This window comes from Sphaerimonospora mesophila (assembly GCF_001417795.1).
GTDB classification, from domain to species: Bacteria; Actinomycetota; Actinomycetes; order Streptosporangiales; family Streptosporangiaceae; genus Sphaerimonospora; species Sphaerimonospora mesophila.
In genome coordinates this window covers 156,216-176,495 of sequence record NZ_BCBX01000030.1, presented here as the reverse complement: position 1 = coordinate 176,495, position 20,280 = coordinate 156,216, and the positions used below count along the sequence as shown (strand labels likewise).

The following is a 20,280-nucleotide window of genomic DNA, read 5'->3' as shown; positions in this document are numbered from 1 at the left end:
GGGATGCCGTCCACCCCTGCCAGCAGACGCGGAAGCCGTGGCGTCCGCGAGTTGGCGGCTGCGGCTGCCCGCTGGACCACCCGCCGGTTTCGTGGCCAGGCGCAAGCCCCTGACCAGTCCTGGCAGCACACAGCCTGGGCCTTCTACGACACGGTTCCGGAGGTCAGGTTCGCTGCCACCTGGGTCGCGAACGCCATGAGCAAGGCCCGCCTCATCGCGGGAGTACGCGCCCCAGACGGCACCGTCGACCCCCTCCCGGACAGTCACCGTGCGGCCGAGCTCGTCGCTACGATCGCGGGCGGCCCGGCCGGGCAATCAGAGATGTTGAAGGCTTTCGGCCCGCACCTGGTGGTGCCCGGTGAGGGCTGGATCGTCATCCGCCCCACCGACCCGACGGGGGAACGCGCCGAGGTGGACTGGCGGGTCCTGTCCACGGAGGAAGTCACCCGCGCCGGCCGGAACCTCGAAGCGGAAATCGACGGGGAGAAGGTCGTCATCCCAGGTGACGACCCCGACGCACCAGCCGATCCAACAGCAGCAGTGGCGATCCGCGTCTGGCAACCCCACCCGCGCCGGTACATCGAAGCCGACTCACCCGTCCGGTCATCCCTCGGCCTACTGGAAGAGCTGCGGCTGCTGAACGCCTCCGTTGCGGCGATCGCCCGTTCCCGCTTGCACGGGCGTGGGGTGCTGCTCGTCCCGCACGGCGTCCGCTTCCCCTCGACTGGTCAGCCGGGAGACGAGGGCGAAGACGACCTGATCGAAGTTTTCATGACCGTCGCCGAAACCGCCTATAAGGACCCCGAAAGCGCTGCGGCGGCAGTGCCGATCATCCTGGAAGTACCCGGCGAGGCCATCGGGCAGATTCAGCGGATCACGTTCGAGTCGGAGTTCGATGAGATCGCGATCAAGTTGCGAGAGGAAGCCATCCGCCGGTTCGCCCTTGGGCTGGAGGTCCCCGCAGAAATCCTCCTCGGTCTAGGTGATGTCAACCACTGGGGGCAGTGGAGCCTTCAACAGGAAGCGATCCGGCTCGGCATCGAGCCCCGGCTAGCGACCGTCTCGGACGCCCTCACCGGGCAGTGGCTCCGCCCCCTCCTCCAATCCGAGAACATCGCAGACGCTGATGACGTGCTGGTGTGGTACGAAACCAGCCAGTTGCGGGTCTACGCCAACCGCTCCCAGACCGCACTCGAGGTGTACGACCGCGGTGTCATCAGCGCGGAGGCGCTGCGCCGGGAGACCGGGTTCGACGACACCGACGCCCCTGACGCTAACGAGCAGGCCGCGCGCCGCCAACGACAGCAGGAGCGGGGGGAGCGGCTGCCGGCCGCCCCGGCGCTGCCGGTGGACGAGACCACGGAGCCGCCGGACACACTGCCCTCCTCCGCTGCTGGCGAGGAGGTGCGCTGTGGCTGAGTCCAAGATGGCTGAGCGTGACCATCGTGACGGGCTGCGAGTGGCATCCGAGCGGACGCTGCGCGGGTTGGAACCGATGGCCGAGCGGGTGGTGCAGGCCGCGCTCGACCAGGTCGCGGAGGAGTATGCCGCGCACCTGACCGCCTCCGGCTATCCGCGCGTGCTGGTCGCCCAGGGCGAACCCGTCGAAGAGGCGGACCTGCAGGCCGTGGCCGCGCTGTGGTGGGCGCAGATCCCCTCCGTGTTGGCGCCGCTGGTGGCGGTGTACGGGGCGGGGGCAGGGGCGATGCTCCGCTGGCTCGCCGAGCGTCGGCTCGAGGATGACCAGGTGCCGGAGGATGAGCGGCCGGTCCCGCCCGCCGAGCCTGATCGCGACGACGAGGACGCCCGCGCGGACCCCGTCGACCGCTCCGTCGACCTCGTAGACGCCTACCTGCGGGACCCCGAGACCCTCCCGGAGCGGGTGCAGCGCTACCTCCGCATGGCGGAGAACCGGATGCGGGACGTCGGTGACGACCTGTGGAAGGCCGCGCGGGAGACTCTCGCCCAGGGCGTGGCCGAGGGCGACGACATGGACGAGCTCCGCGACCGGCTGAAGGAGACGTTCGCCGCACACGGCACCGAGCTTGGCGATGTGCGGGCGCGGAGGATCGCCCGCACCGAGGTCCTGTCGGCCTGGCACACCGCGGCGTACGACGAGGCATGGGACCTGCCCGACGAGGACCGTCCCACGGTCAAGGAGTGGATCTCTACTCTCGACACCCGCACCAGGGCGGCGCACTGGCGTGCCGATGGCGCCCGGGTGCTGCTCGACGAACCATTCCTGGTCGGCGGCGCCATGTTGATGTTCCCGGGCGACCCGCTCGGCGGACCGGAAAACGTGATCAATTGCCGCTGCTCGATGGTCATGGACTGGGACGAAGAGACCGTGCCGCGCGGGGCCGATCGGGACCGAGGCCGGCAGTTCCTCACCGAAGACGAGATAGCCGCCGTCGTCAGCGATTTCGAGGAGAGAGGGATCGTGCGGGAGATCGACGAGCAGTCTGAGGTGACCGCCGCTGCTGGGGGTCCGCATTCGGGTGCGATGGTGGCGCTGGTGCCCACCCAGGAAGACATTGAGCGGCTTGCCGTGGAGGGCGGCCTGCCGCCGGAGGAGCTGCACCTGACGCTGTTGTTCCTCGGCCCGGCTGAGGACATCCCGGATGAGGCGCGGGCGGCGATCGTGGACCGTCTCCGCTCGCATGTCGAGGAAGCCCAAACCGCGGGGAACGGCCCGGTGGAGGCGAACGGGTTCGCGATCAGCGTGTTCAATCCCGGCGGTGAGGAGCCGTGCATCGTGCTCGGTGTCGGCGGTGGCGAACTGTCGGCGATCCATGACGCGGTGGCCGGGATGGTGCTCGAGGTGTTCGCGTACCCGGAGCAGCACGACCCGTGGGCGCCCCACGTCACGCTCACCTACACCGATGACCTGACCCAGCTGCCAGGCCTGGCCGACAGGGTCGGCCCAATCACGTTCGACCGGCTCCGCATCGCCTACGCCGGTGACATCACCGATATCCCGCTCTCCCTTTCGCAGGAGGAGTCCGCTGTGACCGCCGACGCCACCGAAACGACCCCGACGCCGCGCCGCTGGTCCACACCCGGCAGTGACGCGCTGGCGTTCGAGAACCAGCAGACCGGCGACGGCCGTATCTTCTCGCCGGGCGCGCTGTACTGGCAGGACGGTCCGTGGCCGCTGCAGTACGCCGACGAAATGCTCTCCGGGCATGAAGGCGCGGAGCTCGCCGGGGCGATCGAAACGCTCGACCGGGACGGCGACCGTATCCCCGGCACCGGAGTGCTCTACCCCTCCCAACCGGCAGGGGCGCAGGCGATCCGCCTCCTTGAGGAAGGCGCGCCCCTGGGCGTGTCCGTGGACTTGGACGACGTCGATGTGGAGTTCGTGGATGCCCGCCCGCCAGAAGAGCGCGAGGAACCCGATAGCGGGGATGAGGTGGTGCTGCTGGCCTCCCTCGCCCACACCACGATCACCCCCCTGTCCGAGGGCGGGTACCGGGTGAGGGCGACCCACCGGGTTGAGCACACCGCCAGCGGGACCGCAGTCCGCGCAGACCACACCGTCGAGTGGACCACCAGCCCGGCCGGGCTGGTCGCCGGGGCCGCGCTCCACGCAGCTCTCACCGCTGCCGGGGTCGTTACCGCCGCAGCCGGGGACGCCGACGACGCCCGAGGCGAGGTGTTGATGGCCGAACGCGCGGGCGATTTCCTGATGCGGATCACCCGAGGCCGCCTGCGAGGCGCAACCCTCGTCAGCATGCCGGCGTTCGCAGGCGCGCGGATCACCCTCGACGCGGCGGAAGTGACCGCAGACGGGGCTCCCGAGCGGGGCCGGATGCGTGAGGTCATCGCCTACGTCGCGACCAGCCCCATCCCCGTCGCAGCCGACGACGTCGCCACCGCGCTGGAGATGACCACCACCCAGGCACGGGACTACCTCGCCCGCGCGTGCGAGGCCGGGCACATCGTCCGCTTGTCCCGTGGCCTGTACGTCGGCGCCTCCACACTGCCGGAGGACCGGCCTGAAATCGTCGCTGCGATGTCCGGCGACCTCGAGCTGCCGATCCACTCGGAGCGGGACGCCGAATGGGACGGAGACGCCGCCGGATCACGGGTGCTCGCCTGGGCCACCGATGGCGACGGCACCGTAGACCCTGACCGGCTCGGCGCGGCGTTCCTGTGGCGAGACCCGGACAAGGATCCGGCGACCCTTTCGGCGTACAAGCTCGGCGTCGCCAGTGTCTATGACGGGGACGGCGGGCAGCGCTTGGAGATCGTCGCCCATGGCGTGTTCGCCGTCGCCAACGTCCTGTCCGGCGGCCGGGGCGGGGTCGACATCCCCGAAGACGAGCAGGACGCCCTCCGCGAGCGGGTCAGCGCCCTCTACCGGCGCATGGGCGAGGCGTTCGACGAGCGGATGGTCGCGCCATGGGACGAAGACGAGGACGAGATGGACGAGCTCGAAGCGTCAGCCTGGCAGGAGATGCAGTCCCTTCCGCCGATGCCCGCCGCGTGGTTCCGCGAGCCGACTCCGGAGGAACTGCCACCGGGCTCGGGCGGTGTGCACTACGCGGACGGCAGGATCTACGGGTGGGTCGCTCAGGCCGGTGTCCCGCATGAGGCCTACCCCGGGCGGAACCTGACGATCGAGAGCTTGGGGGATGTCGACACCACGGCGTTCCTCCGGACGCGGTTCCTGCTGGACGATGGCACCTACGCGAAGGTGGGGGCGTTCACCATGAACGTGGGCCACCACAGAGACGGCGCTGAATGTGAGACCGCAGCGTGTCAATGGGATGACACGCGCACCGTGGCCGGGATCGTCACCGTCGGTATGTCCGAGGGCGGCCTGTGGTTTTCCGGAGCGGCAGCCCCTTGGCTCAGCGAGTGGGACCGGATGGTCTTCGCGGCCTGCCAGCCGAGCTATCACATGCGGCAGGAACGCAACGGGCAGTGGTCCCTCCGCGCCGTGCTGTCCGTCCCGGTGCCGGGTCACCCGTCGAAGCTGGCCGCGTCGGCGGTGATCGGCCGGGCCAACCTCGCGCTCACCGCGTCCGCAGCGCCTACCCCCGGACAGCCAGCGGCGCCTGCGGTGGACTACGGGACGCTCGCCGCCGCGGTGGTGGACGAGATGGAACGCCGTGCCGAGGTGAGGGCCGAGATCGAACGCATGGCCGCCGAACTCGCGCCCGTTCGTGCAGAACTCGCCGCCAACCTGGCGGCCAAGGTGAAGGAAGGTGTCTGATCATGGGATGCGGGTGCAACAAGAACAGGCAGCAGTACGAGGTCGTCACCGCCGACGGCCGGATCGCGTACACCACCCCCTCGAAGCCCGCCGCTGACGCGGTCGCCAAGCGCTACCAGGGCGCCACCGTGCGGGAAAAGGGCAAGCCCCAGACCGCGCAGACGACCGGAGACCCCCGTTGAGCAGCGAAAGCAACGACGAGAAGGAATACGGCCTCGTCCTGCCGTTCGACACCGACAACGAGGAGTTCGTGCGCGGGTGGGCGCTCGGCGAGATGTGGAAGTCGCTGGAGCTCCAAGGGTGGGCGCATGGCCTGATTCATGCGCGGTCAGCGGAGATGGTGATGCGGATGGCGGAAGCGAAAGGGCTTCCGTTCACCGCCCACGTGTACGACGACGGCGTGTGGATGGAAGCCACGATCGGCACACCAGTCAAGGAGGATGCCCGATGAGCCAGACGCCGAGCGTCGGCCGCGTCGTCCACTACGTGTCCCACGGCACGCCCGTGCGGGAGGACGGCAGCCAGGCGTACCAGTCGGTGTGCCGGGCCGCCGTCATCACCGAGGTCGGCGCGTGGGTCCCCGCGGTTGTCCGCGCACCGTACATCTCCGAGGACAACGTGAAGCTGCGGGAAGTAACCGAGCAGTGGCACCCGGACGCGTGCGTGTTGGAGGTGCACAACCCGACCGGGCTGTTCTTCAACACGTGCAAGCATCACGAGCCGGTCGAGGGCCGGTACCTGCCTGGGACGTGGCACTGGCCGGAGCGCGTCTGATGGCCACGCCTGAGGACCGCCGCCCGTACCGGGGCCAGCACGAGCCCGGCGAGGAACGGACCGTCACCCATGTCCACTCCAACGGCGAGACGTACCGCATGGTGCTGCGTCAGGTCGGCTGGCACGGCCAGTCCGGCGCGTTCTACGCACTCGGCGAGTCCCCGCACCTGTACGAGACCGGGTCCTACCAGGCGTTGTGGATCATTGCTCACGCAGACCAGCTCGACGAGGAAGGGAACCCCACCTGATGACCGCACAGCATCTCGCTGTCATCCGTGCCGCGTTGGAGTCCCTTCCCGCGCAGTGCCGGTACCACGGCGAGAACACCGACCCGCCGGATGGCCTGTTCCGGCGTGAGGCGTGCTGCGATACCGGCATCCCCGCGCAACGCCGCAAGGCCGCCGAGCAGGCGCTGCACCAGCTCTCTACGGAAGCCCGGGCCGGCTGATGCTCACCGTGTACGTGTCGATCGGCAACAGCGACGACAAGCTCGCCCAGCGCGAGTGGGCCGCGTTCGTCAACGAGATCGACACGACGGTCAGGACGCACGCGGCCGAGATGTACGGGCACTGGTTCTCGGCGCCGGCCGTGCCGTGGCAGAACTGCTGCTGGTGCATTGGCATCCACCAGCACGAGGTGGACAGTCTCCGCGCCGCCCTGACGGAGATCCGGACGGCATACCGGCAAGACAGCGTCGCATGGGCACCCGTGTCCGAGACCGACTTCATCTGATAGGAGGCGGCGATGCCGTATACCAGGCACGGCCACCCGTACGGGGTGATCGATACCAGCCAGCCGAAGCCGACCGCTGTCGCCCGGTGCGGCGGCCTCGGCCTGTGCAAGGTCTGCCGCGAGGAAGCCGGAGGGGACGCCGGGATGGAAGCCGTCGAGCAGCCGTCCCCGGCCGGGCAGGCGGTCAACGTCGGCACCCTCCCGATCTACCTTCGGATCGGCAACACCGAGGAGGCTGAGGTCGCCACCGTCGACGTTCCGATCACTCTCACCGGCAAGCCAGACGCTGGCCATGCCCTCGGGGTCAGCGCCGACTTCGACCAGGCCGAGTTCTGGAGCCGTGTGGCGGGAGCGCTGCGAGGCGTCGCTGACGAGCTGGAGCGGACCGGCGCCCGCACCTGACCATGCGGTCCGGGTTCTGCCGCAAGCAGGACCCGGACCGATAGCATTAGCATGAACTTTTAGGTAGCCGCTGGTATGTGGGCCGGGCTCTCACCCCGCAAGAGGGAGAGACCCGTGGACGCATTCGAGCTCCCCGAGGACATCACCAGCCTGCCCGACGACGAACTCGCCGCGCTGCTTGACGGCGCGGTCCAGGCTTTCGACGCCCGCTCCAACTCCTCCACCGTCACCCCCGACGATCTGGAGCAGCTCCGCACGCTCGCCACGGCGGTGAACGACATCCGCGCCGAGCAGCAGGCCCGCAGGGAAGCCGCCGAGCAGGCCGCCGCCGAGATCGACGCCCTCGCCGCCCAGGTCCGCGGCACCACCCCCGACGACGACGATGAGGCCGAGGACGGCGAGGGGGAGGGCGAGGTGGAAGCCGCCGCCACCCCCGACCCGGAGCCGGAGCCCCGCGAGGTCGCTGCCACCGCCGTCATCGCCCCGCGCCGGCCGGTGCTGGACCTGTCCGGGGTCCGCCGCAGGCAGCCGCGTGTGCTGCCGCCGGACCCGAACCCGCGCCCGGAGATCACCGCCAGCGTGGACGTCCCCGGCTACCAGCCGGGCCAGGCGCTGGACATGGACGGCGTCACCGAGGGCATCATCCGCCGCGCCAACGCCCTCAAAACGGCGGGCGGGGGCGTCGGTCTGACCGCGTCGTACCGGCTGCCGTTCGACAAATCCCTCATCATCAACGACTCCTCCAGTGGTACGGAGGGCACGCGGGCGGTCATCCTCGCCGCCGACCAGTCCCGCCTGTCTGGCGGGGACATCGTCGCGTCCGGCGGCTGGTGCGCGCCGTCGGAGACGGTGTACGACCTGGCGCAGGTCGCCTGCCCGGAGATGCTGTGGGACGCGCCGGAGATCCAGCTCGCCCGGGGCGGGCTGCGCTACTTCCCGATCCCGTCGCTGGATGTCGCCAGCATGACGTTCGTCCACACCGAGGCGGACGACATTGCGGGCACAGAGAAGCCCTGCTTCAAGATCCCCTGCCCGGAGCCCGTCGAAGTCCGATGTGACGCCGTCGGTGTCTGTCTCGAATCGGGCATTCTGACGCAGCGGCACTTCCCTGAGCTGGTCGCCTGGTACCAGAAGGCCGTCATGGTCGCCCACGAGCTGCGGATCCGGCAGCACCTGTTCGAGCAGGCCGTCGCGCAGGCAACCCCGGTCGCGCTCCCGGAGACCTTCGGCGCCCTCAGCGCGATCTACGCGGCTATCGCGCTGCAGGCCGCGGACATGGTGGAGCGGCACTCCCTGTGTGACAGCATCAACATCGAGGTTGTCCTGCCCTGGTGGTCCCGCTCACTGATGCTGGCGGACCTGGCCCGGCAGAACGGCCGCTCCCTGTCCGAGGTCCGCGTGCAGGACCTCGTCAACCTGTTCGCGACCCTGGGTGTCGGTATCCAGTGGGCCCGCGGTCTGGGTCCGGCAGTCCCGGACGAGATCGGCGGTCCTACTCCGGCGACGGTATGGCCGGCTGAGATCCAGATGCTGATGTACGTGGCGGGGTCGCTGCAGATCGGCCGTGGCGGTGAGATCAGCCTCGGCGTGATCCACTCGCAGGAGAAGTTCAAGACGAACGACTACACCGCAATCTTTAGCGAAGAGTGCGTCGCCTTGATCAACAGGGGGCCGGACCTGCGCCTCATCACCCTCCCCATCTGCCCGTCCGGTGCCACCGGCGCGCAGACCGAACTCACCTGCCCCATCCCCTGATCTCCCCGCACAGGGTCCCGCCCGAATCTGCCGGACGGGGCCCCATGCCTATGAGAGGAGGTGAAGGGCAGATGCCGAATGCTCTACGGCACGTCACGCCACGTCCGGCGATGCACCACATCCCGGATCGCCTGCGGCTTGACCCCGAACATGTGCGCCAACTCGGCGACGTTGCTGTCGAACTGGTGCGTGCCGAGCATGCACGTGTCCCGGATGAACCGGACCGCGCCCTTGTTGAGACGCGACCGGCCGTTGCCTTCCCCGCGAGCTCCCCGGCCCTTCGCGTCCCGGTCATGGCTGTTGGCGGCCGGGGTGCCTTCCCACAGGTGGGACGGCTCGACACACGGCGGGTAATCGCACGTATGGCAGGCATGCGTGGCACGCTTCAGCGGCCTGCCCAGCTTGAGGCTGAGCACCAGTCGCGTGACCCTCACGCCGCTCTTGCCTTCGACGCTGGTCACCGGATACCCGCACGGATCCTGGGGGAAAATGCCCGTGCTGTCCCGGCATCCCGTCGCAGGGTCTGGGGTGATGCCCATGACGATCGCCATGATGTCGTCAACGCTGCGGTTGTACCGGTAGCGACGATCATTCGGGTCGCCGCCGTTACGCCACCACCAGCCGTAGCAGTCTCGGCACCAGCCGAGCACCTCGGCATCTTCCTCGCACCAGGAGACCTTGCACTGCTTCCCCTTGTTCTGCTGGTGGAACGGCCGCTCGGCGGGGTCGTTTCCGCGCTGGATGCGCTGGTAGCAGCGGTCACAGACCTTGATCTCACCGCCCTTCGAGGGGCGATCACAGCCTGGGGTGATGCACTGTGGGTTGCTGGCGTTGTTCCTGCGAGCCCACTGGTAGCAGTAGTTGATGTGCTTGCCGCCCTTGAGCCGGTTGTCCGGCGTAGGGGGATCGCCGCACACATCGCAGACTGCATCCGCGTCGGGGACGTCCAGCTCAAGGTGCCGGATATTGATGCAGCCGTCGTCGCCGCGCCCGCACGTGAACCGCAGGTGCTTGTCTCCGGGGTCGCTGCCGTTGGCTTCCCACCAGACGGCGCGAGCCGCCCCCATGGGCTTACCCCGGTACATCAGGCTCGGCCTGCTGCGCTCGCACGGGGCGAGGATGCACTCGTCGGTGTCTCCCTTGGCGGCCTGCTGGACCAAGGCGAGGAGTTCGCCCTTCTCCCGGCGTCCGCTGGTGTCGGTGGGGTCGCCATGCTTATTCCACCGCTGCAGGTGCTTGTTGCACCAGTCGCGGCCTTTGATCGGCTCGGGGCAGCGTTCCCCGCTCAGGAGGGGCATAGCGCAGCGATTGGGGTCGGCGGCGATCCATTCCGGGTTCCGGTACTGCCGGAAACAGTTTGCGTGAGCTTTCCGCGTCTTAGCGGAGATGACGACGCCGCAGTCACCACAGTTCACTGCGGGCTTGCCGTTCACGGCAGGGCTGTCCGCTGTGGTGTTTCCAGGCAGCGTAAGCTCGCTCATGGCCGGACTCCTTCCACACAAGGGTTCGGTCAGGGTCGGCGGCGGTCGCAACGCCGTCGGCCCCCTCATTCTGTTGAACGCTCCTCTATTCATAGAGGTTTCGACCGACAGATTGCGGGGGGGTAACGATGCCCCCTGCTGGAATGCGCCGCCGCGTCGAGGCCATTGCGGGGACGCCGCTGCCAGACGGCATTCTCGGCGGCTGTACCAGGGTCATCGACGTGGACGACCCACACGAGCTGCTCGGCGTCGAGTGGCTCGGTCTCGGGTGCTGCCCCGTCCGTGACACTGACTGGTGCCCTCCAGACGGTGGCCCGGTCCCCGCGAAAGAGTTCTGCCGGCCCGAGGTCGAATCGGCCGGGCCGGTCACGCTGTACGCGGGGGTGGAGTGCTCAACGTTCGGCCTGGGCTACGAGGAAGCGATCGAGCACGTCCGGGCGATGATGCTGCTCGGGGAACAGCACGCGTTGGAGGAGTGGTTCTGGACGAACGTCCTCGCTCCTGATGCGGTTGATCTGACCCCGGCTGGTGGGCCGGTCAACATCGCCCAAGGGGTGGCCGCGTTGGAGGGCTGCCTAGCCGAGTCCTATGGCGGTACTGGCGTGCTGCACGTTCCGGCCGGGGCGGCGGCATTGCTGGGTTGCTGCAACCTCGCCCACCGGGAAGGGGAGAGGCTGCGGACGCTCACCGGGCATTGCGTCGTCGTCGGCGCCGGGTATTCGGCGGCGAACACTGGCCCCGATGGGACTCCGGCGGAGCCGGGTACGGCGTGGCTGTACATCTCTGGTCCGGTGGAGGTTCGGCGGGGGCCGCTGGACATCATCCCGAACAGCAGCGGCGCATCTCTTGATCTTCGGTTTAACGACAGGCGCGTCTTAGCTGAGAGGACTTATGTTCCGGCGACGACGTGCGTTGTGTGCGCGGTGAAGGTGACGACCTGCCCATGAGCATGATTCGTGTTCAGCCTGCCCGGCATCTGCGGCGGGAGTTCGCCCGGTGGGCCGTGGCTCAGACCCCCAAGCTGCGGACTGTGTCTGAGACCGAGTTTGGCGTCCCGGCCGCCTTGTTCACGGCCATCCCCGAGGCATTGCTCACGGAAGCCCTAGTGGATGGCCGTCCGTACGTGGTGCCTGGTCCTGCTGCCGTGCCTTGGGAGGGGGACAGCCGGGGCCAGGCACCACCACCAACCGACGGGGAGGCCGAGCCCGGGCGGGATGTCGAGCCCGTGATCGAGCACGTGATCGAGCCCGTGCCTGCGGGCGAGGCTGGGCTGCATCCCGAGCCTGCGGTGACACCAGAACCCACCGAGGACACCGCGGCGGCCGAGCAGACCACCGAGCGGTATCCCTGCGGGATCTGCGAACGCACCTACGCAACCGAAGGACGCGCGTCCGCGCACCGCCGCCAGGCACACACCGACACTGAGGGGTGACCAGTGGCCGTAGAGCCGATTCCTTGCTCGCCTGGCGGGGGCGGTGAGCCGGTTGAGGTCACGACCTGCTGCGCCCCGTCGATCGCCTCGACCGCGCTGTGCCGGGCGGACGGTACCACGATCCTCGCTGTCGTCCGCTCCGGCTGCGTCGAATGCGGTCAGGAGGCCGAGGATCCCGCTGTTGTCGGCTGGCTCGACACCGCTGGCGTGTTCACCCCGGGTGTGCTCCCCGCCGATGCCGGGCCATGCGAGACGGGCTGCGTCGACACGATCTGTGTGCAGCGGTGCGATGACACCGACGGCGACGGCGCCGCTGACGCCACCTACAGCGAGCTGTGGTGCGTGCACGCGGATGGCACGGCTGAGCTGGTCCTGACCTACCAGTCGGACCCCTCAACGCCGTATGCGCCTGTGTCGCCAGTGGAGTGCACGTACGGCTGCCCGGAGTCGGAGACGCTGCAGCTGTGTGACGACTCGGGGCCGTTCCTCCGCCGGTACACGTTCCTGGCGGGCACGGCCAGCTATGAGGACGTCGCGCTGGACGGGCAGGCCCCGCACCTGGTCACCGGCACCGTGCGGGTGTGCGCGACCTCGACCGAGTGTGAAGAGCCGACAACCCCCACCGCGACCGTGGGCCTGTGCTTGGCGGACGGCACGCCGATCGCGGTGGTGGTCACCCGCGACTGCGACGGGACCGTCAGACAGGACGGCTGGCTCAACCTCACCACCGGCGCCTACAGCGCGGGGGATCCGCCGGCCGGGACGATGGCGTGCGGCAACCCGCGCAACATCACTACCGCCGGCGTCTTCTGCGACGTCGCCCCCGTCACCGGCGACGTGCTGGGCCTGGTGCTGGTCGAGTACACCTACGGCCCGGACGGCGACGTCGCGTCCGTGCGGCTGGTCGACGCGACCAGCGGCGCCACCTACGTCCCGCAGGGCGAGGTGACCACCTGCCCCGCCGGGGTGGAGCAGCCCGAGCGTGACCTGCTGCAGATGTGCGACACCGCCGGCGACGGCGGCGTGACGGTGTTCGTGCGGGACTACGCCCGCGACGAGAACGGGCAGATCACCGGGCACTCCGACTACCTGCTGGACGGCACCCCCTACACCCCCACCGGCGAGGTTGGCCTGTGCCAGCCCGACGCCGAACCCTGCCGCGACACCACCACCGTCCTGCTGTGCGACACCGCCGAGCAGGAAGCCCTGACGGTGTTCGACCCGATCAACCGGCCCGGCGACGACGGCTGGGAGATCGTGGCCTTCACCGGCCAGCCGGGCTTCGGCCCCGAGCAGCCGCTGCCGTACCCGGCCGTGCACCCGCCCGGGAACCCCGCCTACATGGGCGCCCGCTCCGACATGTCGGCCGGGCCCAACGTCGGGCCCTGGGCCGGGTATGAGAGCGCCCCGCTGCGGTGGGTGATGCGCAAGACCTTCCTCGCGCCGCAGGACGGGGTCGCGACGGTCTCCTCGGTCGGGTTCCGCGGCGACGGCGGCGCCCGGGTGCGAGTGAACAACACCGACGCAGGCATGTACGGGCAGTGGAACCAGCCCGCCACCTCGGGAACGGCGCAGATCCCCGTCACCGCCGGCCCCAACACCATCGAGATCGAAGTCCGCGACATTGGCGGCGCGAACTGGATCACCGGCCGTCTCGACATCGCCATGGTCCAGACGCGCCAGTTCATGCGCACCGTCACCGTCGACTGCGAGAGCGGCGAGGTGGTCGCCACCACGGACACGACCCTCGACGGTGAGCCGTACACCCCCACCGGCGAGGTCGGCCTGTGCGAGCCGGTCGCCGAATGCTGCCCCGCGCCGCCTCCGGAAACCCGCCTCGACGTCGAGACCGTGCTGCTGTGCATCCAGGACGCCGGCGGCGGGATCACCGGGCAGGTGCTCGCAGAGCGCGTCTACGACGACCAGACCGGCGAGCTGACCGTCCAGCGCCTGATCGACCTGTCCACGGGCGAGGAGGCCGACCTCCCCGACGGCGGCGAGCTGGTCGCCTGCCGGTCCGAGACCGGCGGCGCCGATGTGGAGACGTGGCCGCTGTGCGTCATCAACACCGACGGCAGCGTGTTGCAGCACATCCGCGCCGAGCAGGTCTACGACGGCGACGGCAACCCGGCCGGGCCGCCGCGGCTGGTCGACGCCGTCACCGGCGGGCCAGTCGCGGTCCCGGGCGGCGCGACCATTGGCGTGTGCCCCGAGCCGTGCCGTGACACCTCGACGCTGCTGGTGTGCGACCTGCCGGGCGACGGTGGGCCTGCCCCCACGGTCACCGACAATGATCCGGCCGGCGTCTTCCCGGGCACCGGGCAGGAACCCGTCGCCGGCGGCGCCGCCGCCCTGTGGTCGGGCGGCAGTCTGATCATCCCGCCCGACGACGCCCCACCCGGCGACGGCACCTCCCAGCTCGTGCGCACCTTCGCCGCGAGCGTGCAGGCCGACCGGCCCGCATGCGACGCCGGGACCGCCACCGTCACCGCCAGCATCCGCGTCGAGCGGACCGGTCCTGACGACGGCTGCCAGGGCACGGGCAGCTTCCGCATGCTCGTGGGCGGGACACAGATCGCCGCCGCCGGTGTCACGCCGAGCAGCATCCCTGTCGGCACCGTCCAGACCCTCACGGTCACCGGGCAGGTGCCCGCCGCCGACCTCGCCGCCGGGACCGTCCGCCTGTTCGGCCTGATGGAGACCTACCAGCTCGCGCTGGCCGCCTGCCCCGGCAGCGGCCCCGGCGGCGCCCGCGTCGGCGGCTGGGTGCTCGACGAGGCCACCGTCACCGTCGCCTACGACCAGGACGGCTGCGCCCAGCAGGTCCTGGCCACCGTGGTCACCGACTGCCAGAGCGGCGAGGTCACCTCTGTCACCTACACCACCTCGGACGGGCAGCCGTACAACCCCGTGGGACAGATCGGCGCCTGCACCACCGCAGGCGGCCAGTGCTGCCCGGCAGAGCCGTGCCGTAACTCCACCACGGTCCTGCTGTGCGACATCCCCACCGACGGCGCTGCTGGCGAGCCCACTGTCACCGACCTGCCCGCCCCGCCCGGCGGCATGTTCCCGCCGATCGGCGGCACCGGCACCTACCGCGCACTTGCGGGCGGCGGCGCCGCCCTGTGGTCCGGCGGGAGCCTGGCCTTCCCGGCCGAGCCCGGCACGGGGAACATTGAGCAGACCTACCGCACGGTCGAGGCGAGCGTGCAGGCCGATCGGCCTGCCTGCGACGACGGCACCGCCACCGTCACCGTGTCGGTGCATGTCACCCAGCTCGGGCCGGACGCCGGAGTCGGGTACTCCGGCGCGCTCAGGCTGTTCGACGCCGGCCGCCAGATGCTGGGCAACCGCAGCGTGCCGACTGATGTGCCTGCGGGCTGGGACGGCGTCCTGACGGTGACAGCGAGCGTCCCCGCCGTCCAGCTCGCAGCCGGGCAGATCGGCGTGCACCTCGATCTGGAGACCGGCCACGGCGTCACACGCAAGTCCTGGACCGCCGACGCCTTTAACATCAGCTACGCCTACGACGTCGCCGGGTGCGCCACCCAGATTCTGCGCACGCTCACCGTCGACTGCGCCACCGGCGAGGTCGTCCAGGTCAGCGACACCACCCTGGACGGCGCCCCGTACGAGGTGACCGGGCAGGTCGGCCAGTGCCAGGCTGCGGGAGGCGGGGAGTGCTGCCCGCCCCCGCCGCCGGAACATCGCGTGGACGTCGAGCCGGACGTCCTGTGCATCCAGGACGCCGACGGCGAAATCCTCGGCCAGGTGCTGGTGGAGCGCGTCTACGACGACCAGACGGGCGACCGGGTGGTGCAGCGGCTGACCGACCCGACGACCGGGGACGAGGTGGAGCTCCCGGCCGGCGCGGAACTGGTCCTCTGCCAGGAGCTCGCGTGCCCGGTCGCGTTCTCCACGGAGTGCGTGGGCATCGTGGAGCGCTCCGAGGCGAGCTACGACAACACCTCGTTGATTGGCGGCGTGCCGGGCCAGTGCGGCGGTATCCAGGGCCCGGGCGGGCAGTTCCCGTGCCAGCCGACCACGGGCGGACTCACCATCACGAGTTGGATCGTGAACGGGGAGGAGGTCATTGGGGACGGCGGGCGGTCGTTCGCCGGCGGCCCCTGCGGCGAGGGCACCCCGGGCAATCTCGGGATGCACCACAACTGGGCGCTCGCGCTCACCAACCTCGACCCGTCCGGGGCGACCTGGTCCGCGCAGAATCAGCCGGGCTGCGCGTGGTTCGTCGGCTCGACCGGCGGCACACAGACCGTCTACGGGCCGATGGTGGTGGAGGACGTCGACGGCCGGGAGTGGACGCTCACCCCCGCGCAGTCCTGCCAGGAGACGCAGGTCACGAAGGTCTACAGCCAGGGGTGCGACGGCACGGTAAGCGTGTCGTGGCTGGACGCGGACGGCGTGGCCACGGACGCCCCGGAGGGCCAGCAGGTGCCGTGCGGCACCGGTTGCAGCGCGGGCGGCGGCCGGGGCCTCGACGTCGAGCCCGTCGTCCTGTGCGACACCCCCGAGGACGGGCCGAGCGTCCCGTTCCTGCGGCACTTCTCCTACGGCAGCGCCGGACAGGTCGCAGGGGTCATCGACACTGCGTTGGACGGTGCCACGCCCTACGTGCCGACCGGGACCGTCGGCCGGTGCCAGCCGGACCCAGCCGAGGGCCGGGACGTCGAGCTGGTCTCCATGTGCGTGGTCGACAACACCACGGGCAGCGTCCTCGCGCGCATCCTCGCCGAGGTCACCTACGACACCGCCACCGGGGAGCGGCTGTCCGTCGACTACGTGGACCCGCTCACGTGGGGGCCCGTACCGGTCCCGGGCGGGGCGAGCATCACCACGTGCCCGGACCCGGAGCCCGGTCCGGACGTGGAGCTCCTGGCGCTCTGCGACGTCACGGAGGACGGCACCACGCCGTTCCTGCGGCACCTGCGGTACAACACGGCCGGGGAGGTCATCGCCTCGGCCGACACCGCTCTGGACGGCACCACCCCCTACACCGTCACCGGAGAGCCCGGCCAATGCGCCACCGCGGAGGGTGAGGCTCCCGAGTGCACGGCGCAGCACGTCATCGAGGCGTGCCGCTGCGACGACACAGATGGCGACGGGATCGGCGATGTCGACTACGTCGAACTAATCGCCGTGGATTCCTGCTCTGGTGAGCTGGCCAGTCTGGGCACCTACCTGCCGGACCTGACTGGCCCGTACGAGCCCGTCGCGCCTGTGGAGTGCCCGGTCGGGGGCGCACCCTCAGCGCGCGGGGTGCAGGCCCACCGGGTGGAACTCGCCCCCGGGCAGACGTGGGACCTGTCGGCCCATGTCCTTGTGCAGTCGGTCACCGTCACTGCGCACGGCGGTACCGCCCTGATAACCACCGCGGATGGCACATCAACGCTGTACGCGGGGGAGTCGGTGACGTGGTCCGTCGTCCGGGACGAGGATGCGGCCCTCACCGGGACTTTCATGACCGAGGCGGGTCCGGGCACCGTCACCGTCGCCTACACCCGCATCACGGCCAGCTAGGAGGATCGATGTCAACGCACGGAGCCATCGGGGCCGGCGCCCACCTGGTCCAGGAGAAGCTCTGCGACCAGACCGTGGACGCCAGCGGTGAGGTCGTCTCGTCGGTGTCGTTTCTGCGCCGCTACCTGGTCGACCGGGACGGGCAGCAGACCACCACGGCGGTGGACTACCAGCTCGACGGCCGCACCCCTTACACCCCGGTAGGGACGATCATCGCGGACTGCTCCACCTCGGCGCCTTCCCCGGCGCCTGACCCGTGCGCGGGTGTGCCCGCCGGGGCGCTGGAACCGGAGTGGACGCCGGTGTATGACCCGCCAGCCTCGGAAACCACAGTGCGCCGGACCACACCGCTTACTGTCACGTTCGGCCAGCCGGTGTCGCCGGTCGACACGCTCGTCGCGGTGGGCGGCCAGCCGGCGTCGCTGTCGCACGTGGCGGGGGCCACCTACCGGGTGGTGGTGGCGGAGCCGCTGTCGCCGTGCGAGACGGTGACGGCGACGGTGTGGCCCGTCGCGGTGAACGGCTGCGCGGACCCTGCGGGGTCGTACACGTCCGACCCGTACACCACCCGGGCGGAGGCCGCGCCTGCGTACGCGTGGGGGTATGGGGCGTGGGGGCGGGTCGGTGACGGGGCGTCCACCAACCGGCTCACGCCCGTGCCGCAGGCGACCGGAGACACCCAGCTGGTGACGATCGGGGGTGGTGCGGAGGCGCTGAGCCTGGCGATCGACACCGAAGGCCGGGTGTGGGCGTGGGGGTACAACGGGTCCGGCGGGTTCGGCGACGGCACGACCAACTGGTCCAGCACCCCGGTTCCGTCGACGATGCCGCCGGGGGTGACCGCCATCGCGGTGGACGCGATGCAGTACACCGGGGCTTTCTTGGGCAGCGATGGCCAGGTGTATACGACGGGCGAGGGCGGGCTGGGGCAGCTCGGCACCGGCGGCACCTCGGACCGGACGACGTGGGCGGCGGTGACGCTGCCAGCGTCGGTGACACAGATCGCGTGCGGCCTCGACCACATGATCGTCCTGACGGAGGATGGCGAGGTGTGGGGCTGGGGCTATGACGGATACGGGCAGGCGTCCGGCACCACGACCAGCAGCAACAAACTGACCCCCGTTCAGACGCCGTTCCCAGCCGGGACGGTGATCACGTCCATCGCAGCCGGGCGATACCACAACGTGGCGGTTGATGACGGCGGCCAGGTGTGGACGTGGGGCATCGACAACTGGCAGCAGTTGGGCGACTGCAACCCGGACACCGCGACGCAGCAGGTCCCGTCGCAGATCCCGATGCCGCCAGGTGTGACAGCGGCGACCGCGCTGGCCGGGTTCCCTTCCGGCGGGTTCGTGACCCCATCCGGCGACATGTGGGTGTGGGGCAGCGACGTTTTCGGCAACACCGGCCAGGGCACCTCCGGCGGCACGACCCCGTGCGCGGTGCAGGTGCCGCTGCCGGGGCCGGTGGCCGATGCGGACATCGGCTACGACTCGATGATCGCGATGCTGGAAGACGGGCGTATCTACACCTGGGGGTACGGCGGGTCAGGGCAGATGGGCAACGGCGGCGCCGCGGCCACCAACCCGACGCCGGTGCAGGTGACGGCGCTTCCGGCGGGCCCCCCGACCGGCGTGTCCATGTGCGACTACACCTGCTACGTCACCTACGAGCCTGACCCCTGCTGACCGGCATGGGCTCCTCTTCCACCCCTTGCGGGGTCCAGATTCCTCCCGGCTCTGAAGGGTCGGGCTTCCTCCGGAGGTTTCGGTGAGTGGTTGTTGCGGGCAGGGCCCGGTCATCGTCACCGGCGCGAACGCGACGCCGAGGCTGGACGTGGAGGCGATCGTCCTGTGCGACGTCCTGCCCGACGGTAGTACGGCGGCGACGGTACTAGTGGAGCCGGTTTACGACGCCAGTACCGGGCAGCGGGTCGGCACACGGGTGGTGGACCCGGCGACCGGGGCCGATTATGTGCCGCAGGGCACGCTCGGCCCGTGCGCGTCGGGCGGCGGCGGTACCGTGTCGGATTGCGAGCAGCCGACCGAGCCGGTGGCCACGCTGGGTCTTTGTTTGCCGGATGGGACGCCGATAGCGGTCACCGTGGTGCGGGACTGCGCTGGGGTGGTGGCGCAGACCGGGTGGATCAACCTCACGACGGGAGCGTTCTCAGCTGGTGCCCCACCGACCGGTGTGATCGCCTGCGGCGACTCCCGTTCGATCCAGGTGTCCGGGACGTTTTGTGACCTGAATGCGGCGACAGGCGAGGTCCTCGGCCTCGTGCTGATCGAATACTCCTACGCCGCGGACGGCACCATCAGCAGCGTGCGCCTGGTCGACGCGGTCACCGGGGACACCTACACCCCGACCGGGTTCATCACGATGTGCCCGACCGGGGTGGAGCAGCCCGAACAAGACCTGACCCCCCTGTGCGACACCGCCGGCGATGGCACGATCACACCGTTCGTCAGGGACTACCGGCGCGACCTGAACGGCCAGATCATCGGCTATTCGGACTACGCCATCGACGGCACGCCCTACACCTCGACTGGCACCGTCGGCGTCTGTGGAGACTGCACCCCGCCGGCGCCCAGCCCGCTGAACACCGGGGTACGTCGCGTGACCGGCACGTCCGCCCAGGACCTGGTAGCGGCGTTCCCCGGCCTGCAGAGCGTCACCCTGACCGTCCTGTCCGGCAGCGTCCTGGTGACCATGACAGATGGCGCGGCCGTGCCGGTCCCGTCGGGGACGTCGCTTACATGGTCGATCGTCGGGGACGACGACGGCACCCTGGCGGGCGCTTCCTTCCAGGGGGCGGACGCCGCGTCTGAGTACCTCCTGGTCTGGACCTACCGGCCCTAGCGCCGAACACGGTTACGGCACCAACATCCGATACCGGCGGATCGCGTAGGACCGCCGATCGCCCCGAAAACACTGGCAGCGAA

At 70.1% G+C, this 20,280-nt stretch carries 16 protein-coding genes; 15 read left to right on the top strand and 1 reads right to left on the bottom strand.

Features of this window, described 5'->3' with window-relative positions; all coding sequences use genetic code 11:
* The first annotated feature begins 51 nt into the window (after positions 1-51).
* The 10 genes from AP234_RS01005 to AP234_RS00960 all read left to right on the top strand — a co-directional run bounded on the left by AP234_RS01005 (position 52) and on the right by AP234_RS00960 (position 8,884).
* Positions 52-1,419 (top strand): hypothetical protein, encoded by a 1,368-nt coding sequence (locus AP234_RS01005; protein ID WP_055477599.1) that lies wholly within the window; start codon positions 52-54, stop codon positions 1,417-1,419.
* Entirely contained in the window at positions 1,412-5,221 is a 3,810-nt protein-coding gene (locus tag AP234_RS36955; RefSeq protein ID WP_063842721.1) for a phage minor head protein, read from the top strand. The genes AP234_RS01005 and AP234_RS36955 overlap by 8 nt, the downstream gene beginning before the upstream one ends.
* Positions 5,222-5,223: 2 nt before the next feature.
* Positions 5,224-5,403, top strand: a complete 180-nt coding sequence (locus tag AP234_RS00995) for a hypothetical protein (RefSeq protein WP_055477598.1) — start codon at positions 5,224-5,226, stop codon at positions 5,401-5,403.
* Positions 5,400-5,672 carry a hypothetical protein gene (locus AP234_RS00990; protein ID WP_055477597.1) on the top strand — a complete coding sequence of 91 codons (273 nt, stop codon included), beginning with the start codon at positions 5,400-5,402 and terminating at the stop codon, positions 5,670-5,672. Before AP234_RS00995 ends, AP234_RS00990 begins: the two co-directional genes overlap by 4 nt.
* Positions 5,669-5,995: a hypothetical protein gene (locus tag AP234_RS00985; RefSeq protein WP_055477596.1), complete on the top strand. Its 327-nt coding sequence runs from the start codon at positions 5,669-5,671 to the stop codon at positions 5,993-5,995. The genes AP234_RS00990 and AP234_RS00985 overlap by 4 nt, the downstream gene beginning before the upstream one ends.
* A complete protein-coding gene (locus AP234_RS00980; protein ID WP_055477595.1) occupies positions 5,995-6,243 on the top strand; it encodes a hypothetical protein in 249 nt (82 codons plus the stop codon). Before AP234_RS00985 ends, AP234_RS00980 begins: the two co-directional genes overlap by 1 nt.
* The gene (locus tag AP234_RS00975; protein WP_055477594.1) at positions 6,243-6,443 is read left to right on the top strand and encodes a hypothetical protein; all 201 of its coding nucleotides are present in this window, start codon (positions 6,243-6,245) and stop codon (positions 6,441-6,443) included. The genes AP234_RS00980 and AP234_RS00975 overlap by 1 nt, the downstream gene beginning before the upstream one ends.
* Entirely contained in the window at positions 6,443-6,727 is a 285-nt protein-coding gene (locus tag AP234_RS00970; RefSeq protein WP_055477593.1) for a hypothetical protein, read from the top strand. Before AP234_RS00975 ends, AP234_RS00970 begins: the two co-directional genes overlap by 1 nt.
* Before the next feature lie 12 nt (positions 6,728-6,739).
* Positions 6,740-7,129, top strand: coding sequence for a hypothetical protein (locus AP234_RS00965; RefSeq protein WP_055477592.1), 390 nt, complete (start codon positions 6,740-6,742; stop codon positions 7,127-7,129).
* A 114-nt stretch (positions 7,130-7,243) separates the two neighbouring features.
* The gene (locus AP234_RS00960; RefSeq protein WP_152990171.1) at positions 7,244-8,884 is read left to right on the top strand and encodes a major capsid protein; all 1,641 of its coding nucleotides are present in this window, start codon (positions 7,244-7,246) and stop codon (positions 8,882-8,884) included.
* Between the two features lie 83 nt (positions 8,885-8,967).
* On the opposite strand, the gene AP234_RS00955 is transcribed toward AP234_RS00960, so the two are convergent.
* Positions 8,968-10,365, bottom strand: a complete 1,398-nt coding sequence (locus AP234_RS00955; RefSeq protein WP_152990170.1) for a hypothetical protein — start codon at positions 10,363-10,365, stop codon at positions 8,968-8,970.
* A gap of 143 nt (positions 10,366-10,508) precedes the next feature.
* Here AP234_RS00955 and AP234_RS00950 point away from each other — a divergent pair, with 143 nt between their 5' ends.
* From AP234_RS00950 to AP234_RS00930, 5 genes are all read left to right on the top strand, one after another.
* Positions 10,509-11,312, top strand: a complete 804-nt coding sequence (locus tag AP234_RS00950; protein ID WP_200926179.1) for a hypothetical protein — start codon at positions 10,509-10,511, stop codon at positions 11,310-11,312.
* Between the two features lie 83 nt (positions 11,313-11,395).
* Complete coding sequence (locus AP234_RS00945; RefSeq protein ID WP_152990169.1) at positions 11,396-11,797, top strand: hypothetical protein; 402 nt, start codon at positions 11,396-11,398, stop codon at positions 11,795-11,797.
* A gap of 3 nt (positions 11,798-11,800) precedes the next feature.
* A complete protein-coding gene (locus tag AP234_RS00940; protein WP_055477587.1) occupies positions 11,801-17,335 on the top strand; it encodes a hypothetical protein in 5,535 nt (1,844 codons plus the stop codon).
* 8 nt (positions 17,336-17,343) lie between these two features.
* Positions 17,344-19,023, top strand: a complete 1,680-nt coding sequence (locus AP234_RS00935; RefSeq protein ID WP_055477586.1) for an RCC1 domain-containing protein — start codon at positions 17,344-17,346, stop codon at positions 19,021-19,023.
* Between the two features lie 82 nt (positions 19,024-19,105).
* Positions 19,106-20,197, top strand: coding sequence for a hypothetical protein (locus AP234_RS00930; RefSeq protein WP_055477585.1), 1,092 nt, complete (start codon positions 19,106-19,108; stop codon positions 20,195-20,197).
* Positions 20,198-20,280 lie beyond the last annotated feature (83 nt).

What these genes read in the sequence shown, in the direction of transcription:
- AP234_RS00995 (WP_055477598.1), top strand. Translation starts at nt 5,224, where the DNA reads ATGGGATGCGGGTGCAACAAGAACAGGCAGCAGTACGAGGTCGTCACC.
- AP234_RS00985 (WP_055477596.1), top strand. Translation starts at nt 5,669, where the DNA reads ATGAGCCAGACGCCGAGCGTCGGCCGCGTCGTCCACTACGTGTCCCAC.
- AP234_RS00980 (WP_055477595.1), top strand. Translation starts at nt 5,995, where the DNA reads ATGGCCACGCCTGAGGACCGCCGCCCGTACCGGGGCCAGCACGAGCCC.
- AP234_RS00975 (WP_055477594.1), top strand. Translation starts at nt 6,243, where the DNA reads ATGACCGCACAGCATCTCGCTGTCATCCGTGCCGCGTTGGAGTCCCTT.
- AP234_RS00970 (WP_055477593.1), top strand. Translation starts at nt 6,443, where the DNA reads ATGCTCACCGTGTACGTGTCGATCGGCAACAGCGACGACAAGCTCGCC.
- AP234_RS00965 (WP_055477592.1), top strand. Translation starts at nt 6,740, where the DNA reads ATGCCGTATACCAGGCACGGCCACCCGTACGGGGTGATCGATACCAGC.
- AP234_RS00955 (WP_152990170.1), bottom strand. Translation starts at nt 10,365, where the DNA reads ATGAGCGAGCTTACGCTGCCTGGAAACACCACAGCGGACAGCCCTGCC.
- AP234_RS00950 (WP_200926179.1), top strand. Translation starts at nt 10,509, where the DNA reads ATGCGCCGCCGCGTCGAGGCCATTGCGGGGACGCCGCTGCCAGACGGC.
- AP234_RS00935 (WP_055477586.1), top strand. Translation starts at nt 17,344, where the DNA reads ATGTCAACGCACGGAGCCATCGGGGCCGGCGCCCACCTGGTCCAGGAG.